Source organism: Vibrio sp. PBL-C16, assembly GCF_034321865.1.
In the GTDB taxonomy this organism is placed as follows: domain Bacteria; phylum Pseudomonadota; class Gammaproteobacteria; order Enterobacterales; family Vibrionaceae; genus Vibrio; species Vibrio alginolyticus.
The window spans coordinates 1233056-1250621 of record NZ_JAXLNY010000001.1; the positions used below are offsets into that span (position 1 = coordinate 1233056).

A 17566-nucleotide genomic window follows, 5' to 3' on the forward strand; every position below is an offset into this window, starting at 1 on the left:
TAGAACTGCCAGTAATGAGTATAGTCATGATTCAAAACCAAATAAGGGGTGGCAGGAGAAGTTTCGAGAGCAAAACACCGTTGAGCAACGAGACCGTGTTTTTATTCCACACTTTGAAAGCGGGAAACTTTGCATTATTTCAAAAGGCTTTAGTATTAAGTCTCTCAACATATCTTGAACACTCACTGTGCACTGACTACAATGGCGCACTTTTTACGGAATTTAGGTCACAAACATGACAGATACAGCTAAACCAGCTCTACCAGATCGCCTAGCAGGTAACCCACGTAGCCCATTCTTCATCAAAGAATGCTTCGAGCACCAAATCGGTATTCGTATCAACGGCCAAGAGCGTACTGACGTAGAAGAATACTGCATCAGCGAAGGTTGGGTAAAAATTGCTTCTCCTAAAGCAAAAGACCGTTTCGGTAACCCAATGCTAATCAAACTTAAAGGCGAAGTTGAAGCGTACTACGTGTAAGCTAACCACGCTGAATTTCTTTGAAAGCTCGAGTCTGACTCGGGCTTTTTTAATGCCTGTCATATCCCCTTCTCGTTTAATCTATTCCCTCTTCTTTTCAGTACAAAGGAGGGTCTGTTTATCTTTCGAGATTAAGTTTTGTTCGAGATAAAATCGTTTTAGGCGAGGCAAGGAGTGTGTAGCCTAGCATTCTAAGTAAATACTCCTTAACAAAGCATAGAACGATTTTAGCCGAACCCTTTGGGCAGCGTTTGTTGGTCATTTCTCCTGCGTTATCAGCTTTTTCATGTAGGCTAACTACACATCAAAGCTTCTGCCTTGCACAAATACCCAACAATTCGCTGCAAAAATCAGCTCGAAAGGTCAACAGACCCTAAACTCGATGTAAATCGCTGTTTTTATCTGATTGTTGTCTAAAGTTTCTAAAGAACGAACTGCAATAGCGATTGCCAAAAGAAACGACACCTTTTTAATACAGGGAGAGGAAATGGAAAGCCCACTTGTCACACTCAAACACGCCAGCAAAAGCTTTGTTGATGGCAAAGAGACACATCGCGTGTTGGAAGGCGTCGACTTTACGTTGAACACAGGAGCGAGTGTTGCACTGACGGGCGCAAGTGGCAGCGGCAAAAGTACCTTACTCAATGTCATTGCTGGCTTTGAGCCACTTTCCGAAGGTGAGTTGTGGTTAGATGGCGATAACACAGCGGCTTGGAAAGACCCACAATGGAGCCAATTTCGACACCAAAAACTCGGTGTTATCTTCCAGCAATTCAACCTATTAACACCGCTCAACGTACAGCAGAACATCGCCTTCCCTCTGCATTTGAATCAACACAAATGGAATGACTGGTGCGATTATTTGGTCGAGACTCTAGGCATCAGCCAACTGCTTGATAGACATGTTTCTGCCCTTTCCGGCGGTCAACAACAACGAGTCGCTATTGCGCGCGCATTGGCACACAAACCTAAGCTTCTACTCGCCGATGAACCCACAGGTAACCTCGACCAAAAAGCGGGCTTGGAAGTGATGAAATTACTCAGTGAAATCACCACCCAAGGCAATACGGCAGTGCTGTTAGTCACCCACAGCCCTGAATGCGCTGAATTTATGAAAACACGGCTGCGATTGGATAATAGTCAGCTACAGAACTGTCATCAAGTAAACAAACATGAGCTTCGCCATGAAGCAAGCTAAGCTATCAAACACCAGATTTACTCATACTCGACTCGCCCTGAATCTGTTTGTAGCGCACTATCGGCAGGCGCCACTGCAAGCCGCCGCAATTCTGATCGGTATCGTGCTGGCTGTGACCTTGTTTGTTGCGGTACAAGCCATCAACCTCAATGCCAAGCGCAGTTATGCGGAGTCTACCGAGCAGCTTAGCGCACAAGCTCAGAACTTAATTATTCCACCCGCAGGGCAAAACTATCTGCCCGAATCGCTCTACTTCACCCTCAGACAAAACGGACTCAGTGCAACACTACCTGTAATCGAAGGGCGAGTGAGAGACGAACAAGGTCGTCGTTGGTCAGTACAAGGTAGCGAGTTAATTGCCGCCATCTCTTCACGTTCGCGCTATTCATCGGATAGTGAGCAAAACGTGTCTTTGTTCGACAGTGCTTTACCTTTGCCTGAGCTTTTAGCTGGCAAGCCAATCGTGATGATGAGCCAATCTCAACATCAAAACTTAGGAGAGGTAGAAACCCTAACTCTGGACGACATCCCAACCCAAGTGGTGGTGCTACCTGACGAATGGCAGTTAGGTAGCCGAATGTTGATGGACATTGGTTTTGCGCAGCAACTGCTCAATAAACAAGGACAGCTCAGTTACATTGCGGTTTTCCATTCGGGTGATAAAGGGAATAAAGACACGCAAGCAAATTGGCAAAGCATCATTGGCGAGCAAGGACAATGGATTTCCAATAACCAAAGTACAGACCTTGGTTCGCTGACCGACAGCTTTCACCTCAACCTCACCGCAATGAGCTTACTTGCCTTTTTAGTCGGGCTGTTCATTGCCTACAACGGCGTAAAATACAGCTTGTTGAAACGCAATCGGCTGTTAGTGCAGATTCAACAGGCGGGCGTTGCGCCGAGCATTGTGTTCTCTGCGCTGTTAGTTGAACTCACTCTTCTCGTTACCATCGGCGCTTCCCTCGGTTTTGTATTGGGCATGCAGCTCAGCCATTGGTTACACCCGACCGTGGCACTGACTCTAGAACAACTTTATGGCGCGACACTTCTGCCCGGCACTTGGCAGTGGCAATGGTGGGCGCAAGCCCTGCTGCTCACGTTAGCCGCCACCCTATTAGCATGTTGGCAGCACTTTAAACAGCGAGTGCGTCAGCCGCTTTCCTCTCATGGTGGATTTTATCAAGCACCTGAAGCTTCTAACGAAAACCAATTGTTCGTGATAGGTGCTGCGTTGACGACTCTCGCACTCGCAGGGTTATGGCTGAGTGAGCATCACCGCTTCACCATGGCGTGGCTCGGCGTGCTTGTGGTGTCGATTCCTTTGTACCTACCCAAAACACTCAGCGTGTTAGCCAATTGGTGTGAAAAGCGCACCAGTTCTGGTTTGATGCAGTATCTGTTTGCTGAGCTACGCGAGCTGATTTCTCCGCTTTCTCTCGCCATGATGGCACTGCTACTCGCCGTTACTGCCAATATGGGGATGAACACCTTAGTGGGCAGCTTTGAATCCACCCTAAAACAGTGGTTAGAACAAAGGTTGCACGCCGATATTTACGTCAGTCCTGCCCAAGGAGAAATCGCTGATGTAGAGCGCGCGTTAGGGCAGTTCGACAAGGTTGAGACCGTCTACAAGCAATACTACGTCGACGATAACCTGCAAGGCTTACCGATTTTGCTTGGCACCAAAGACAAAGACACCTTAGAACAAACCATGGTGTTCAAATCGCAGTTGGAAAACTTCTGGCCACGCTTTTACCAAGGTGAGTTAGTCGCTATCAGTGAGCCAACCGCGGTCAAACTGGGTTTATCACTGGGTAGCGAGCTCACGCTTGATGCCGTTCCAAATAAGAACCTACTTGTGGGTGCGGTATTCCATGATTACGGCTCACCTAACGGTGAAGTCTTATTAGCACCAAAGTTATGGCAAGAGAGTGGCTTTACCGACCTGCCAACAAGCCTTGGCATTAAAGTCTCAGGGGACCCACAAATCGTCTACGAGCAACTGCGCGAGCAATTGAATCTGCATCCGAGTCAACTCTACGACCAGGCGCAAATCAAATCCATCGCGTTGGATATTTTCTCGCAGACCTTCGCCATTACACGCGCACTCAACGGCGTGACGTTGATGGTCGCGGTGATTGGTTTGTTCAGTGCTTGTTTTATGTTGCTTGACGCGCGCAAAGCCGCCATTGCAAGGCTGTATGCACTTGGCGTTAGTCGTCGTAAATTAATGACCATGGTGGTCGGACAGATCGTCGCTTTAGTCAGTTTTACGCTGGTTATTGCCCTACCTTTAGGAGCCATGGTGGGATATGTGCTGACAGATATTGTCACCTTGCGCGCTTTTGGTTGGAGCTTAAATTATCTGTGGAATTGGAGTGATGCGCTGAGCATTGCGGCAATCACCATCTTGGTGGCAGTGATCGCAACCTTGATTCCGCTGTGGCGATTGGTCAGTAAGCCTGTCGTATCCAGTTTGCAAAGCGAGGTGTTGTGATGGTTCGATTGGCAAGCAAGCTTACTCTACTCATAAGCAGCTTATTCCTATTCGGTTGTGAAGATGCCCAACAAAAAAATATGGGCACGCAAAATATGGGCACGTTGCTGGGCAGTGGAGATACACAAAGCGAGAGCAACTTATTCACACCCGTAGAAAAAGGGATTGAACTCACCTTCCCTGCAGACCATCAAGCACACCCAAACTTTCGTCATGAATGGTGGTACTTAACCGCTAACTTAATTGATGAAGATGGCACTCCACTTGGCGTCCAGTGGACACAGTTTCGCTTTGCTGCTGCGCCGCCAACGGGCGAAGATGACGTGAAGAAAACCGAATGGCAAGCTCAACAAATCTACATGGCGCACAGCGCAGTGACGACCGCAGACAAACACTACGCCGATGAAAAATGGTCGCGCGATCAAGCCTCTCTCGCTGGCGTCGACACTTCACCATTTCGGGTTTATCTCGATGATTGGCAGTGGACTTCTTCAACCACCGATCTCTTCCCTGCCACATTGAATGCAAACTCCGAACAGTTTGGCTATTCGCTCACTCTTACCAGCAGCGCACCGTATCAAAAACAAGGAGAGCAAGGGTACAGCACCAAAAGCGCCGATGGTCAGGTGGCTTCGTATTACTACAGCCAACCGTTTATTGATGTCTCCGGTGAAGTCACGATCGACAGCAAAACCCATCAAGTGTCGGGCAAAGGCTGGATAGACCGAGAGTGGAGCTCGCAATTCTTACTCGACTCACAACAAGGCTGGGACTGGTTTGCCCTAAGATTGAGTGACGACACCAGCTTGGTGGTGTTCCAGTTGCGGGATTCCAAAACCGGTCAAGCCAGTTACTCCAGCGCAAGGCTGATGCAGCAAGATGGGGCTGGCATCGCCATTTCTCAAAAAGACATTCAGTTAAAGGCGACCAAGCAAACAGAAATCCAAGGGCGAAAGTATCCAACCCAGTGGCGAGTGTCGATTCCGAACCAGCAAATTGAGCTTACGGTTTCTGCACTCAACCCGAACGCAAAAATGCCCCTTTCTGTGCCTTATTGGGAAGGCCCGGTGCGTATTGATGGCTCTCATTCTGGGACGGGTTACATGGAGCTAACAGGGTATTGAAATATTGCGCGGGAGCCCCAATTATTCTGCTAGAACAAATACTGGCAACCAAGTCATACACTGATTGAAAGGAAATATGATGAACCCAATTATCGCCTTGCTGAAAGAGAACAACATCAGCGATGAACAGATCAACGAAATCTTCCAGACTCTGACGCAAAACCCGCTCGCAGCAATGGCAACCATCAGCCAACTAGGTTTGCCACAAGACAAGCTACAAATGCTGATGGCGCAAGTGATGCAAAACCCTGCGCTAATTAAAGAAGCCGTAGACGAGTTGGGATTGGATTTCTCAAAGGTTGAAGAAGCAAAAGAGAAGCTTCAAAGCCAGAACCAAGGCAACTAAGTCTTAGCCATTTAGCGCTGAATATAGAAAAGGCCGTTAACCCGAGCATGTGGGTTAACGGCCTTTTTTGTTGGCTACTTTGTTGTTAGCTACTTTTTGTCAGCTAATTATTAGCGATTTAAAGACGCGAATTGTTCTGCGGTCATACCGTAGTAAAGCTTGTCGTCAAAGCCTTGATCTAGTTTGTAGTAGTCTTTCTGACGGCCTTCTTGAGTAAAACCATTTTTCTCTAACGTCTTGTAAGAACCAGCATTAGAAGCGTAGCAATCGGCACTGACTTTATGGGCGTTTAGCTCAGTAAATCCAATCTCGGTCATCATTTGGCAAGCGCGAGTCGCAACGCCTTTGCCCCATGCACAAGTAGGTAACTGATAACCCACTTCGTAGTTGCCAGTTAAGAACATCACTGCGGTCACTGCACACATTCCCATGTACTGACCTTGTTGGTCACGAATCACGAACGTTGGGCTATCTGGCCAAACATCGTCTTTAATCGCTTGTGCCGTATTTTCAATAATAGGGCCAAAGAAGCCTTCATATAGGCTGTTGTCAGCAGGTGCGAAGAACAGATATTGATTGACCTTATCGTCGTTCAACATCTCGATAATATCTTGTAGATCAGAGCCTTGAATCAGTTGGATAGTCAACGATTCGTTAAATGGGATGGCTTCGCCTTGTTTTAGTTTTTGATATGACATGTGTTACCTCGTTATCTGCGGAAAATAGTAGCCCAGCGGATAAGAAAAAATTGGATTTTTGCGACAACTTTCGGGCTGATTAGCAATGTATTACGACTCAAAGTCGCCATAGATATCGATGGTTAAGTCGCGCTTTTTCAAATACTTGCTTGGCGTTTTTCTTAGCTGCTGTTTGAGGGATCGAATCAAATGCGATTGGTCACTGAAACCAAATTGTTGGGAGAAACTCGCCCAATCAATCGCTTCTTGTTGCTTGTAGAGAGTCAAAATCATCTGCTCCAGACGTGCCATTTGTTGATACTGCTTAACGCTCAACCCCACCACCTGCTTGAAACTGCGCTCAAGCGTTCTGCGAGAACAGGCGCACTGTTTGGCTATCTCATCAATATCCATCGCTAACTCAGGTGAGCGTAGCGCCTGAGCATCCATCACGGACACCGCTTTTTGCGATGCCAAAAACGGTTTGATACGGCAAGGTTCGATATCTAACGCATCTAAATGTCGCTTGATATAGTCCAGCAAACATTGCGGTGAATCCTGCAACTCTAACTGCCATAGACCTTGTTGAAAGCGCTCATCAAACGCCGTGTTGAGCCAATCAAACCATTCGCATTGGTTAATTGCTGTAACTTGGGATGCATCACTAAAAAGTGACTCAATGGCATACAAACCCTCTGGACGAAAGGTGATACCAATACGCTTGATGGGCGCCCTATCTTCCAACAACAGCAAATGTTCGTTAGCCGTTAATAAGTGGCAGCCTTTGCCAGCAAGCTTAATGTCCCTCGTGTCGTAACTGTAGCCTTGCTCTGGTGGCGTAAAGAGTAAATGAGCACGCGGGTTTGGGATAAGATGCGGCTTGGGGTCAATGACTTCACCCTCTGGCACTTCCAAGTACCAAATTTGATGAATGAGCCAGTTGTACTCTGGCAGAGACTGTTTCCAAGCTATCATGATTGTCCTAGCGGTTAATAAAGATAATGAGCGCAACGTTTTTGCTTAAACATCTGCTCGTTGAGTGTGACTGATTGACGCTCATCTCGCCACGCATTTCTCACCCTGCTCCCTTGTAAGCTTGTTGGATTGCGGTAGGCTTTGAGCAGAGAAAACAAGCTGAACAGAACAAGGAAATCCCCCGATGCGCGTCGACTACCACCAACGACTGATTCCTGTGATTCGTTATTTAGAACAACACTTTAATGAACCACTCAACCTGCCAGAAGTGGCCGCGCTGGCGAACCTTTCCCCTTATCACTTTCATCGCACCTTCAAAGCCGTGCAAGGCGAGACATTAGCCGATTTCATTCGACGTTTGCGTTTAGAAGCCGCCGCCGATGACTTGTTCAAATCCAAGCAACCGGTATTGAACATTGCCCTAGAGTACGGATTTTCTAGCTCACAGAGCTTAGCCAAAGCCTTCAAACAACATTATGGCGTTACACCTACGGCCTTTCGTGACTGTGAGAACTACCAGCAGTTTTCTGAATTAGCACGAAACAGCAAGATTGGACACACGTTGCGCAAGAATGGAAACGAAGTAACACCAAGCGATTCATATACTGGCTCTGAACTCACCAAATGGAGCATGACAATGGAAACGCAAAACTTTGAAAAAGCAAAACTGGCTTACATTCGCGTAAACGGCCCTTACGGCCAAGGCTATGAAGAGCCATCAGGTCGCTTGTATCAATGGGCAGGAATGAAAGGTTTGGCAGGCAATACCTGCATCTTCATCTACCATGATAATCCTGAAATCACGCCAGACGAGAAGTGTCGCACTGATATCTGCTTGATGGTGCCAGAAGATACGGAAGTTCCAAAAGGCATTGAGCTGCAAGACTTCCCCGGTGGTCAATATGCGGTGATGCGCCAGCACATTACTGACCCGAGCCAATACTCAAAAGCGTGGGATGATGTCATGAGCAAAGTGATTGAATCCGGTATTGAGAACGACGATCGTCCTTGCTTTGAGCTTTACCACAGCTTCGACCCACAAACACACCATGCAGACGTTAGCTTCTGCACCGCCATCAAATAAACCAAAAGCCTGCATCGTTGCAGGCTTTTTCATTTCTTATTCTGGTTGCTTAAATTCGTTCTTCCAAACGCTGTTTATCTTTTAATCCAATTACTTAGAACACGAACGAATACCTCAATATTTTCGTGATCCTACTTCGCGTTTTGACCACGCGCGTTCATTCGCTCGGCTGAGTTGGGATTCATTTCACAGATTATTCATGAAGCGAACCTAGACTGAAAAAATCCCATCGACCCCGTTCGACCTACAACGCTAGGCACAATAAAAACTAGGTACTACAGCACCTCTAGGACATTCCATGAAGAAGAACTTACTTGCCATTGCTCTTGGTAGCGTAATTGCGCTGACTGCTGCCCCATACTCTATCGCGGCTAACGATGCTGCCGTTCAATCTTCCGCCGATTACTCACAGATCGTCACTAAACGTCAAGTTGTCGACCAACTGCTGAATGACGCAGTACAAGCATTCAAATCCCCTGCGCGTATCTCGCATGCAGGTTTTACCGCCAAAATGCCGAGCAACATGGAGATTGTTACCGACCGCTTACTAGAAGCCTACAAACTTGAGCCGTACCGCACTGACCTACTGATTTCTGCGGCAAACGCACAGATCTACAACAAGAATGCAGACCGCGCGATTGAACTATTTGAACAAGCTCTTTCTGTCGCACCAGACGATGTGGATTTGCACGCTTACTTAGCGGTATGGCAACGCTTTGAGGGCAACCAAGCAGAATCAGCGAAACACATGGCGACGCTCACGAAGCTCAATGCAGGTAAAGCGGCAGACATCCAACGCATCTTCGACACCGTAGACCGCGTACTCGCTACGCCACTAAAAGAGAAAGCCGACAAAGGCAAATTGGATGACAAAGGCGCAATCGTCACATTGGGATACGCGCTGAACCCAGATGGTTCGATGCACCAGATCTTAGTTGAGCGTTTGGAAACGACGTTAGCAATGGCGAAAGCAAATCCAGACGCGTTGATCGTATTGACGGGTGGTGTACCGAAGAACCACAAAACCGAAGGCAAGTTAATGGCGGATTGGCTGATTGAAAAAGGCATCAGCAAAGATCGCATCATTGAAGAAAACTACGCCACCAGCACGGTAGGTAACGCCCTATTCAGCAGCTACGCATTGGCGCGTCATAACATCAAGCACGCAACCATCATCAGCTCAGCGAGCCACGTGCGCCGTGGTCAAACCTTGTTTGAAATCGCAAGCTGGCAAACTGGCCCACAAGGCATCACTTTCGACACAGTGAGCTACCCAGACAAGCCATTGAAAGACTTAACCAAAGCCAGCGATGGCGAATTGCTTGGTATCTACCGCGATGCACTGCGTACTTACGGCATGCGGAGCTACCGCTCTTACCCGCTAGAGTCGCGTTAAGTATTCTCGACTCATACCAATCAACAAAGCCTGCGCACTTGCAGGCTTTCTTGTCTTTGTAACGTGGTAAGAACCGCTTAAATTGCTTCGCCGTTTACCGTTACTGCCACATCAATGTTGCCACGAACTGCGTTTGAATATGGGCAAACTTGGTGTGCAATGCGCGTTAGCTCTAGCGCTTGTTCTTGTGGCATGTCTAGCTCTACCGCTAGACTCACTGTTAGTGCAAAGCCGCCGTTGTCGTTCGGACCGATGCCCACTTCTGCCGTTACAGGAGCGCTTTTCAGGTTTACTTTACCTTCACGCGCTACGTGCAAAATCGCGTTAGAAAAACACGCTGAATAACCCGCTGCGAAAAGCTGTTCTGGGTTAGTTGCTGCGCCTGTGCCGCCCATTTCTTTCGGGTATGACAGCTCTAGATCGAGAAGACCGTCATCAGTTTTTACTTGACCATTACGACCAGCCAAAGCGGTAGCTTGAGTTTTGTATAGAGTAGTCATGCGAATGTCCTTCTTAATTTAAGTTGCGCACAATTTAATTGCTTGCAATCTTATATCGAAGTGAAGATAGCTTGCAACTATATTGTGCACAATTTATTTTATAACTCTCTTTATCTGTAAGCAGGTAGGCAACACCAATGAGCCAGTGTTACACCGACAACACCATGACCGACGACGATAAACTCTTACTCGAAAACCAAGTTTGCTTCCCGCTCTACAGCGCTGCAAACGCAGTGATCCGAGCTTACCGTCCGTTGTTGGACGAGCTTGATCTGACTTATTCGCAGTACCTAGTGATGATGTTGCTGTGGGAGAAAGATGGTGCCAGCGTGAAAGAGTTGGGGTCTCAACTGCATTTGGACTCAGGCACACTCACGCCGCTGCTTAAACGCTTAGAAGCAAAAGGCTATGTAGAGCGCGGCCGAAGTGAAACCGATGAGCGCGTCCGCGTACTCAACCTCACCGAGCAAGGTCGTGACCTTAAAGAACAAGCTAAGTCAGTGCCAAACGCCATGATGTGTAAAATCACCTTAGAGCTAGATGAAATGATCATGCTGAAAAAGCTGTGTGGCAAAGTGCTCGACAATCTGAGCTAACAAGATAGAAGCATCCGCTTCTCCACTTCCTATTAGAAAGAGCCTGCCGAGATGCAGGCTCTTTCGATCTCTAGCTAGAAGATCTACTCAAAGTCATCATCGGTATTCTCTATTGCTAATCTGCCTTCATCTTCAATAAAACCTATCAAAGCAAACTCACTTACATCGGATTACCCTATCAAGTGAAATAGGAAATGGCTATCAATAGGATAGTTACAAGCGATTTTCCTTAAACACACTCCGATGAGAATATACTTTCCGAAAGCAACAACAGCTCAGCTTAAAACATTCAAAGGAAAGTAAATTATGATTAATACTCAAATCAAACCATTTGCAGCTACAGCGTACAAAAACGGCGAATTCGTTGAAGTAACAGAACAAGACGTTCTAGGTAAATGGGCAGTATTCTTCTTCTACCCAGCAGACTTTACGTTTGTATGTCCAACAGAACTGGGCGACCTAGCAGACCACTACGAAGAGCTACAAAAACGTGGCGTAGAAGTTTACTCAGTATCAACTGACACACACTTCACTCACAAAGCATGGCACGACAGCTCAGACACAATCGGTAAGATTCAGTACTACATGCTTGGCGACCAAACAGGCAACATCACAAACAACTTCGGTGTGATGCGTGAAGGTCAAGGTCTTGCAGACCGTGCAACGTTCCTAATCGACCCAGAAGGTACTATCCAAGCAATGGAAATCACTGCTGAAGGTATCGGTCGTGACGCAGAAGACCTACTACGCAAAGTGAAAGCAGCTCAATACGTAGCAGCGCACCCAGGCGAAGTTTGTCCAGCTAAATGGAAAGAAGGTGAAGAGACACTAGCTCCATCACTAGACCTAGTTGGCAAAATCTAAGCCACTGAAATTTAAGTTCTAATCAGTTCCGATTTCCTTTTTCTGATTAGAACTGAATTAGAGAGCACTTCAGGTTAGATACCTTGACGACCTTCTGCCTGATTTGCTCTCTCCCCCTCAGGTTTTATCTACAGTAACCACTTTTTATTACCTATCTGAATAAGTAGGTGTGCAGTAATTGCGTAGAAAAAATCGTTTAGAACCAGGCATAGATTTTCGATAGCTAGTTACTCTAACTACAAAATCTATAACGCAGTTATCAACGATTTTAGCTAGCAAGAATGAACAAATACTTGTTTTGATTGGTAACTATTTAATTAAGGTAGTAACAACTATGTTAGACCAAGCGATCCAACAACAACTCAAACAATATCTGGCTAATGTAAAAGAAGAAGTTCGTTTAGTGGTTAGTCTAGATGAAAGCAAAGCATCGAATGACATTTTGTCTCTAGCGAACCAAATCGCAGAGATGAGCGACCTAATCACCGTTGAACGTGACGACAACGCAAGCGCACGTAAACCAGTGATGGCGGTAACTAGCCCAGCAAAAGGCACAGCACTACGCTTTGCAGGCTTGCCAATGGGTCACGAATTTACCTCTCTAGTATTGGCACTGCTTCATTCTGGCGGTCACCCAATCAAACTAGAACCAGAAGTGATTGAGCAAATCGCAGCACTAGACAAAGATCTAGACGTAGAAATCTTCATTTCATTGTCGTGTCAAAACTGTCCGGACGTGGTTCAAGCGTTCAACATGATGGCGGCGATCAACCCGAAAGTAAAAGCAACCATGATCGACGGTGGTTTGTTCCAAGATGAAGTGAAACAACGCGACATCATGGCAGTACCAAGTGTATTCGTGAACGGTGAGCTATTCGGTCAAGGCCGTATGTCTCTGACTGAAATCCTAAACAAAGTGGATGACGGCGCGAGCGAGAAAGCGGCGAAAGCACTGAGCGAAAAAGACCCATACGACGTGCTTGTTGTCGGCGGTGGTCCTGGTGGTAGCGCAGCTGCACTATACGCTGCTCGTAAAGGTATTCGTACTGGCGTTGTTGCTAAGCGTTTTGGTGGTCAGGTTATGGACACCATGGCAATCGAGAACTTCATTTCGGTAAAACGTACTGAAGGTCCAAAACTAGCAACTGACCTAGCAGAACACCTAAAAGAATACGACGTAGACGTCGTGACTGAGCAACAAGCTGAGAAGCTAATGGGCGCAGCACATACAGAAGATGGTTTGATTCACATCCAACTTGAAAGCGGCGCAACGCTGAAGAGTAAGAGTGTCATCTTAAGCCCTGGTGCACGCTGGCGTGAAATGAACGTTCCGGGTGAGCAAGAGTACCGCAACAAAGGTGTCGCGTACTGCCCACACTGTGACGGCCCACTGTTCAAAGGCAAGAAAACCGCAGTTATCGGTGGTGGTAACTCAGGCATCGAAGCTGCTATCGACCTTGCTGGTATTGTAGAACATGTAACGGTTCTTGAATTTGCAGACGTACTTCGTGCAGACCAAGTGCTTATCGACAAAGCGAACTCACTACCAAACGTAGACATCATCACGATGGCGCAAACAACAGAAGTAGTGGGTGACGGTACTCGCGTAACAAGCTTGAAGTACAAAGATCGCAACACAGATGAGATCAAAGAGATTGAATTGTCAGGTATCTTTGTTCAAATCGGTCTAGTACCAAACACAGAATGGCTAAAAGATTCAGAAGTAGCCCTATCTGAGCGCGGCGAGATTGAAGTCGGTAGCCGTGGCGATACTAGCTTAGAAGGTGTGTTCGCAGCGGGTGACGCAACAACCGTTCCTTACAAGCAGATCATCATTGCGATGGGTGAAGGTGCAAAAGCAAGCTTAGGCGCATTTGACTACCTAATCCGTAAGCAAGGCTAATCTCCAAATTTCTTGGACACAAAGCGCACGGTGCTGTGTTTTCTTCCCCGGAAAACCAATCGGGGCACCGTGACAGCGATGAGTAACAAGAAATAAAATCAAAAAACTAGAAGCCCAAAGACTTTGCCAGCAGGTACTAACTGCTGGCTTTTTTGGTTTTTTTTTTGGGGGGGGGGGAACAAATTATTACTAGAAATAACAGAGTAAAATAAAGCTGCCGAAATACACTTAGGGTGAAACATTGCGGGCTTTAACTCGTTTCTACTGCTTCAAATATCAGACCTTTTAGCTGACAACGATGGTAAATTTCATACAAACCACCTAATTCATCATTGCAGTAAACACCGCTTCCGTTATTTTCAATCCTGAACAAGCCTCCGGATTTGATTGATTTACTACTCAACACTAATTTTTTAAACCGCTTTACACGACTTGGCTTACCATTAGCTCTTACATTTAACACAGTGCGATCCTTATCAATGGCATCGCAAGTTTTGAGTATGTTTATAGCATACCAACGCTCGCCAGCGACGCGTAATGGCAAAAACTCACAACTGGAATCAAGAGCTTCGTTTATTTGATTATATGCGGACTCAGAACAAGCAAACTCGCCTGCACGCCAGATTGCAAAATCAGGTTTTGTTGTAAGCATGTGGTTATCACTCACCCACTCCAAATCAATAATCATCCAAGTATCAGCGACACGCTCACCATATAACTCCCGCAAATCGCCATCCGAGTATTGTATAGAAATCTCTAGTTGAGTTTCTTGTAAAAAAGGGAAATTCTCAACATCATGATTTAGTTTAAAAACTTTCATCTTTTGCTTACTTAAATCAAACGGTTAACTGGGAAGTCCCCATCATGTAACATTTCTCCGACTTCACGCAAGGTATCAATGATACCAGTACGACCAAGTCCTTCTGCGATCGTATCTCGAAGGAGAGAGTCCACGTTGAGATAATAAACCATAGTATGTGTTTGGCTATGAGCTACTTTTGTTGGAATGCCATCATGAGGTATATGACACCTGAAACGAGGTAGCCAAACACCGTTCGCCTCATGGTCAATATCTATTCCCCATGCAGCTAAACGCAATCTCGAACGAGAGCAGGCCGCGCTTTTATCATCAAACCAAGGAACTATATGGTGAGCACAAGTATTGCTAGGCTTTGGTCCTCGATTTGCCGAAAGCATGTTTTTGGCTAAGTTTTGACTATGTCTCTTGTGATGTTCCCACCGTATATGTCTACTCAGCAGCAAATCATCCTTACTTATATTTCCTTTTCTAAACTTTACAGCGTCAATTACTCGTCCTGCATAGTGAATCGCAAAGGCTTGAGCCTGCTGTTTAGCCAAACTAGGGTTACCTGTCGAATTAAGCAAATCAATCTCTAACTCTTTAATCGACACACATTTTTCTTTCACACCACTCACAAACAAACCCTTTGCAATAAAATAAGTGTAAAAAATAAACTATGAATCTAGTTGTTAAAATGCTTATTAGTAAGTCTACAAAAGCAGTCTAATATTCTTGAAAATGACAGTATTATATATTTCCATCTATAAACTAACTATTTTCAAACTGTCCGTTATACGCAACCTGTTGACTCCTACTCTAAAGCCATCCACATCCCGAACTCTAAGTTAAATACGGGGTCACCCTAAAAAATTTTAAAAAAGCCCTTTACCTCAACTTAACTTGAGGTTTTAGCATATTCATCGTTGGCTAGAAAATGACAAAAAGGAGCACATCATGATCCAACTAGAACATATTAACTTAGTCGTGAAAGATATCCCTGAAATGCTGAAGTTTTACCAAACTGCATTTCCACATTGGTACGTGCGTGATGAAGGTAAAGGCGAATGGAGTGGCAAACCAAGAAACTGGCTACATTTTGGCGACGAGTATCAATACATAGCCATGAGTGACCACGGCGAAGGAGAAAACCGCGAGTTGAGCGGGCACCAAGTTGGGCTAGCGCATTTTGCTTATGTGACCAACAACGTCGATGCAATCATCAAAAGACTAACCGATGCAGGTTATCCGATTGCCCAACCTGGCGCTGATGAACCATACCGCAAAAATGTGTATTTTATTGACCCTGCAGGTTTTGAGATTGAATTTGTTGAATACCTGGTGGATGACCCAAAACTTCGTAACCTGACAAGCTAAAAGAGATGTAAATAATAAAACGCCAGCAGATAGTGACTGCTGGCGTTTTATTTTATCTATCAGGCTTCTTTATCGCATTAGCGCTGTTTGGCGAAAACCTGAGTCCAGTAATACCCGTAACGTGCAGAGTGATTTTCGACAAGCGACGCGCCCATCTGATCAAAATCCGCACTCATGATATTAAGGCAGTGACCTTCACTCGATAACCACGCGTTAACGACGGCGTTAATGGTACTTTGCCCTACGGCGACATTCTCACCAATGGCGCTCCAAGCATAACCCGTTGCGTTAACTCGATCTGACATTTTGCTGCCATCAGAGCCTGTGTGGCTCATGAAATCGCTGTTCGCCATATCGCTTGAATGTCGATAAGCGGCGCTTTCCAAATCGTAGCTCCAAGTCAGGGCCCCAACAGGTGGCATGGTGGTTGCGCCACACTGTTGTGTAGTAGAGCGGGCGCTGTTGACCGCTGCAAGCATCTGCTCGGCAAATGTGCCTTGTGACGATGTGGAACCTGTGTTTTGTGAGCCGCTTTCTGTTGGGGCTGACGACTCCCCATCGCCGCCACATGCGCTGAGAAGTAGGGCCAAAGCAGGCACTAAGATCTTAGTTGGCATTGTCTTTCCTTTATGAGTGACGAAGAGCAAACTGCGCTTTTCGATAATAACGCCCAATAAACTAACAAAAACCAATAAAAGCACCATATAGCTTAGGGGTTTTTAACCAAAGACTCACATGAAGTTTTCAATCGCCTTGGTTCGGTCGATAAATCGGCAACGTTTCAGCCCAAGTATGGAATGGCGTTTCATCCATATCCTGTATTGCTTGAGTGATAAAATCGATGAACACCCTCACTCGGGCAGGCACATATTCCCGGTTGGCATAGAGAAGATACACGCCATTTCCTGCTTGGCGCATGCTCGGAAATATCGGCACTAAACGCCCCGCTTTAAGCCAGTCTCTCGCGATAAAATGAGGGATCTGAGTTAATCCTAAGCCTTCTGCGCAAAGCTCTGCCATGGATTCACCGTCATTTACAATGTAGTTTCTTTCGGGGTCATATTCACTCGCACCGTCTGGTTCTGGCATCCGAATCGGCAACAGTTTTCCCGTTTGTTTAAAACGAAAACGAACCCAAGAATGGTCATTGAATACACCCGGGCCACTCGGAACACCATGGCGCGCTAAGTAATCCTGACTGGCACAAATGATAAAATCGATAGGGCTCAGCTGACGCACAATCAATTGACTATCGTGAACGACACCAGAGCGAATCGACACATCAATACCTTGCTCAATAATATCAACGTAGGCGTCATCGTAATGAATATCGATAGTGATGTTAGGGTAGCGGCGACAAAACTCTTTTAATAAAGGACGAATATAGAGGCGACCGTACGAGACTGGCACATTAATCTTAAGCTGCCCTGAAAGCGCATCATTGTGACTTTTTAATGAATCCTCACATGCCGCCAGCTCCTCCAGTACAAACCTAGCAGTATTTGCGTACCTACGACCAGCTTCTGTCAGGCGGCTCTGTCGCGTAGAACGTTGAAAAAGCTGTATACCCAAATCGCTTTCAAGACGATGTATGGCTTTACTCACGGTCGAAGGGTCAGTGCCATACACTTTGGCAGCCGCAGCAAAACTACCGCCATCTAAAGTGGCAATAAAAAATCGTAGGGACCGTATCTTATCCATATAACCAATGAACTCTATTCATGAATTTTATTCACTTTAGTAAAGACC

Annotated in this window: 18 protein-coding genes; 11 read left to right on the forward strand and 7 right to left on the reverse strand. The window is 46.2% G+C overall.

Annotated elements, in window-relative coordinates; translation table 11 throughout:
* Positions 1 to 235 precede the first annotated feature (235 nt).
* The 5 genes from UQW94_RS05245 (at position 236) to UQW94_RS05265 (ending at position 5646) form a co-directional block, all read left to right on the forward strand.
* Positions 236 to 481 (forward strand): DUF3297 family protein, encoded by a 246-nt coding sequence (locus UQW94_RS05245; RefSeq protein WP_005374689.1) that lies wholly within the window; start codon positions 236 to 238, stop codon positions 479 to 481.
* Positions 482 to 968: 487 nt separating this feature from the next.
* Complete coding sequence (locus UQW94_RS05250; protein ID WP_041059132.1) at positions 969 to 1679, forward strand: ABC transporter ATP-binding protein; 711 nt, start codon at positions 969 to 971, stop codon at positions 1677 to 1679.
* Complete coding sequence (locus UQW94_RS05255; RefSeq protein ID WP_322142061.1) at positions 1666 to 4176, forward strand: ABC transporter permease; 2511 nt, start codon at positions 1666 to 1668, stop codon at positions 4174 to 4176. The genes UQW94_RS05250 and UQW94_RS05255 overlap by 14 nt, the downstream gene beginning before the upstream one ends.
* Positions 4176 to 5300 carry a lipocalin-like domain-containing protein gene (locus UQW94_RS05260; protein ID WP_054576546.1) on the forward strand — a complete coding sequence of 375 codons (1125 nt, stop codon included), beginning with the start codon at positions 4176 to 4178 and terminating at the stop codon, positions 5298 to 5300. Before UQW94_RS05255 ends, UQW94_RS05260 begins: the two co-directional genes overlap by 1 nt.
* Positions 5301 to 5379: 79 nt before the next feature.
* A complete protein-coding gene (locus UQW94_RS05265; RefSeq protein ID WP_004746427.1) occupies positions 5380 to 5646 on the forward strand; it encodes a DUF2999 family protein in 267 nt (88 codons plus the stop codon).
* 110 nt (positions 5647 to 5756) lie between these two features.
* On the opposite strand, the gene UQW94_RS05270 is transcribed toward UQW94_RS05265, so the two are convergent.
* Together UQW94_RS05270 and UQW94_RS05275 are read right to left on the reverse strand one after the other, a co-directional pair.
* Positions 5757 to 6344 carry a GNAT family protein gene (locus UQW94_RS05270; protein WP_322142062.1) on the reverse strand — a complete coding sequence of 196 codons (588 nt, stop codon included), beginning with the start codon at positions 6342 to 6344 and terminating at the stop codon, positions 5757 to 5759.
* Between the two features lie 90 nt (positions 6345 to 6434).
* On the reverse strand, positions 6435 to 7298 hold the full coding sequence (locus tag UQW94_RS05275; protein WP_322142063.1) for a helix-turn-helix transcriptional regulator: 864 nt from the start codon (positions 7296 to 7298) through the stop codon (positions 6435 to 6437).
* 184 nt (positions 7299 to 7482) lie between these two features.
* Here UQW94_RS05275 and UQW94_RS05280 point away from each other — a divergent pair, with 184 nt between their 5' ends.
* Both UQW94_RS05280 and UQW94_RS05285 read left to right on the forward strand, forming a co-directional pair.
* Positions 7483 to 8382 (forward strand): AraC family transcriptional regulator, encoded by a 900-nt coding sequence (locus UQW94_RS05280; RefSeq protein ID WP_322142064.1) that lies wholly within the window; start codon positions 7483 to 7485, stop codon positions 8380 to 8382.
* A gap of 298 nt (positions 8383 to 8680) precedes the next feature.
* Positions 8681 to 9778: an ElyC/SanA/YdcF family protein gene (locus tag UQW94_RS05285; RefSeq protein WP_322142065.1), complete on the forward strand. Its 1098-nt coding sequence runs from the start codon at positions 8681 to 8683 to the stop codon at positions 9776 to 9778.
* A gap of 77 nt (positions 9779 to 9855) precedes the next feature.
* Here the strand turns inward: UQW94_RS05285 and UQW94_RS05290 are convergent, their stop codons facing one another.
* The gene (locus UQW94_RS05290) at positions 9856 to 10278 is read right to left on the reverse strand and encodes an organic hydroperoxide resistance protein (protein WP_005374640.1); all 423 of its coding nucleotides are present in this window, start codon (positions 10276 to 10278) and stop codon (positions 9856 to 9858) included.
* 137 nt (positions 10279 to 10415) lie between these two features.
* On the opposite strand from UQW94_RS05290, the gene UQW94_RS05295 reads away from it, so the two are divergent.
* The 3 genes from UQW94_RS05295 to ahpF all read left to right on the forward strand — a co-directional run bounded on the left by UQW94_RS05295 (position 10416) and on the right by ahpF (position 13641).
* Positions 10416 to 10874, forward strand: a complete 459-nt coding sequence (locus tag UQW94_RS05295; RefSeq protein ID WP_238855405.1) for a MarR family winged helix-turn-helix transcriptional regulator — start codon at positions 10416 to 10418, stop codon at positions 10872 to 10874.
* 306 nt (positions 10875 to 11180) lie between these two features.
* Positions 11181 to 11738: an alkyl hydroperoxide reductase subunit C gene (gene ahpC / locus UQW94_RS05300; RefSeq protein ID WP_005374632.1), complete on the forward strand. Its 558-nt coding sequence runs from the start codon at positions 11181 to 11183 to the stop codon at positions 11736 to 11738.
* A gap of 334 nt (positions 11739 to 12072) precedes the next feature.
* Complete coding sequence (ahpF, locus tag UQW94_RS05305; RefSeq protein ID WP_238952382.1) at positions 12073 to 13641, forward strand: alkyl hydroperoxide reductase subunit F; 1569 nt, start codon at positions 12073 to 12075, stop codon at positions 13639 to 13641.
* A 250-nt stretch (positions 13642 to 13891) separates the two neighbouring features.
* Here ahpF and UQW94_RS05310 read toward each other — a convergent pair whose 3' ends face one another.
* Entirely contained in the window at positions 13892 to 14461 is a 570-nt protein-coding gene (locus UQW94_RS05310) for an imm11 family protein (RefSeq protein WP_322142066.1), read from the reverse strand.
* Between the two features lie 11 nt (positions 14462 to 14472).
* Positions 14473 to 15078, reverse strand: coding sequence for an AHH domain-containing protein (locus UQW94_RS05315; protein WP_198039125.1), 606 nt, complete (start codon positions 15076 to 15078; stop codon positions 14473 to 14475).
* A 319-nt stretch (positions 15079 to 15397) separates the two neighbouring features.
* Between UQW94_RS05315 and UQW94_RS05320 the strand changes: the two genes are divergently transcribed.
* On the forward strand, positions 15398 to 15817 hold the full coding sequence (locus UQW94_RS05320; protein WP_186585576.1) for a VOC family protein: 420 nt from the start codon (positions 15398 to 15400) through the stop codon (positions 15815 to 15817).
* A gap of 77 nt (positions 15818 to 15894) precedes the next feature.
* Here the strand turns inward: UQW94_RS05320 and UQW94_RS05325 are convergent, their stop codons facing one another.
* Both UQW94_RS05325 and UQW94_RS05330 read right to left on the reverse strand, forming a co-directional pair.
* Positions 15895 to 16434 (reverse strand): CAP domain-containing protein, encoded by a 540-nt coding sequence (locus UQW94_RS05325; protein ID WP_213962284.1) that lies wholly within the window; start codon positions 16432 to 16434, stop codon positions 15895 to 15897.
* A 127-nt stretch (positions 16435 to 16561) separates the two neighbouring features.
* Positions 16562 to 17518 carry a LysR family transcriptional regulator gene (locus UQW94_RS05330; RefSeq protein ID WP_322142067.1) on the reverse strand — a complete coding sequence of 319 codons (957 nt, stop codon included), beginning with the start codon at positions 17516 to 17518 and terminating at the stop codon, positions 16562 to 16564.
* Positions 17519 to 17566 lie beyond the last annotated feature (48 nt).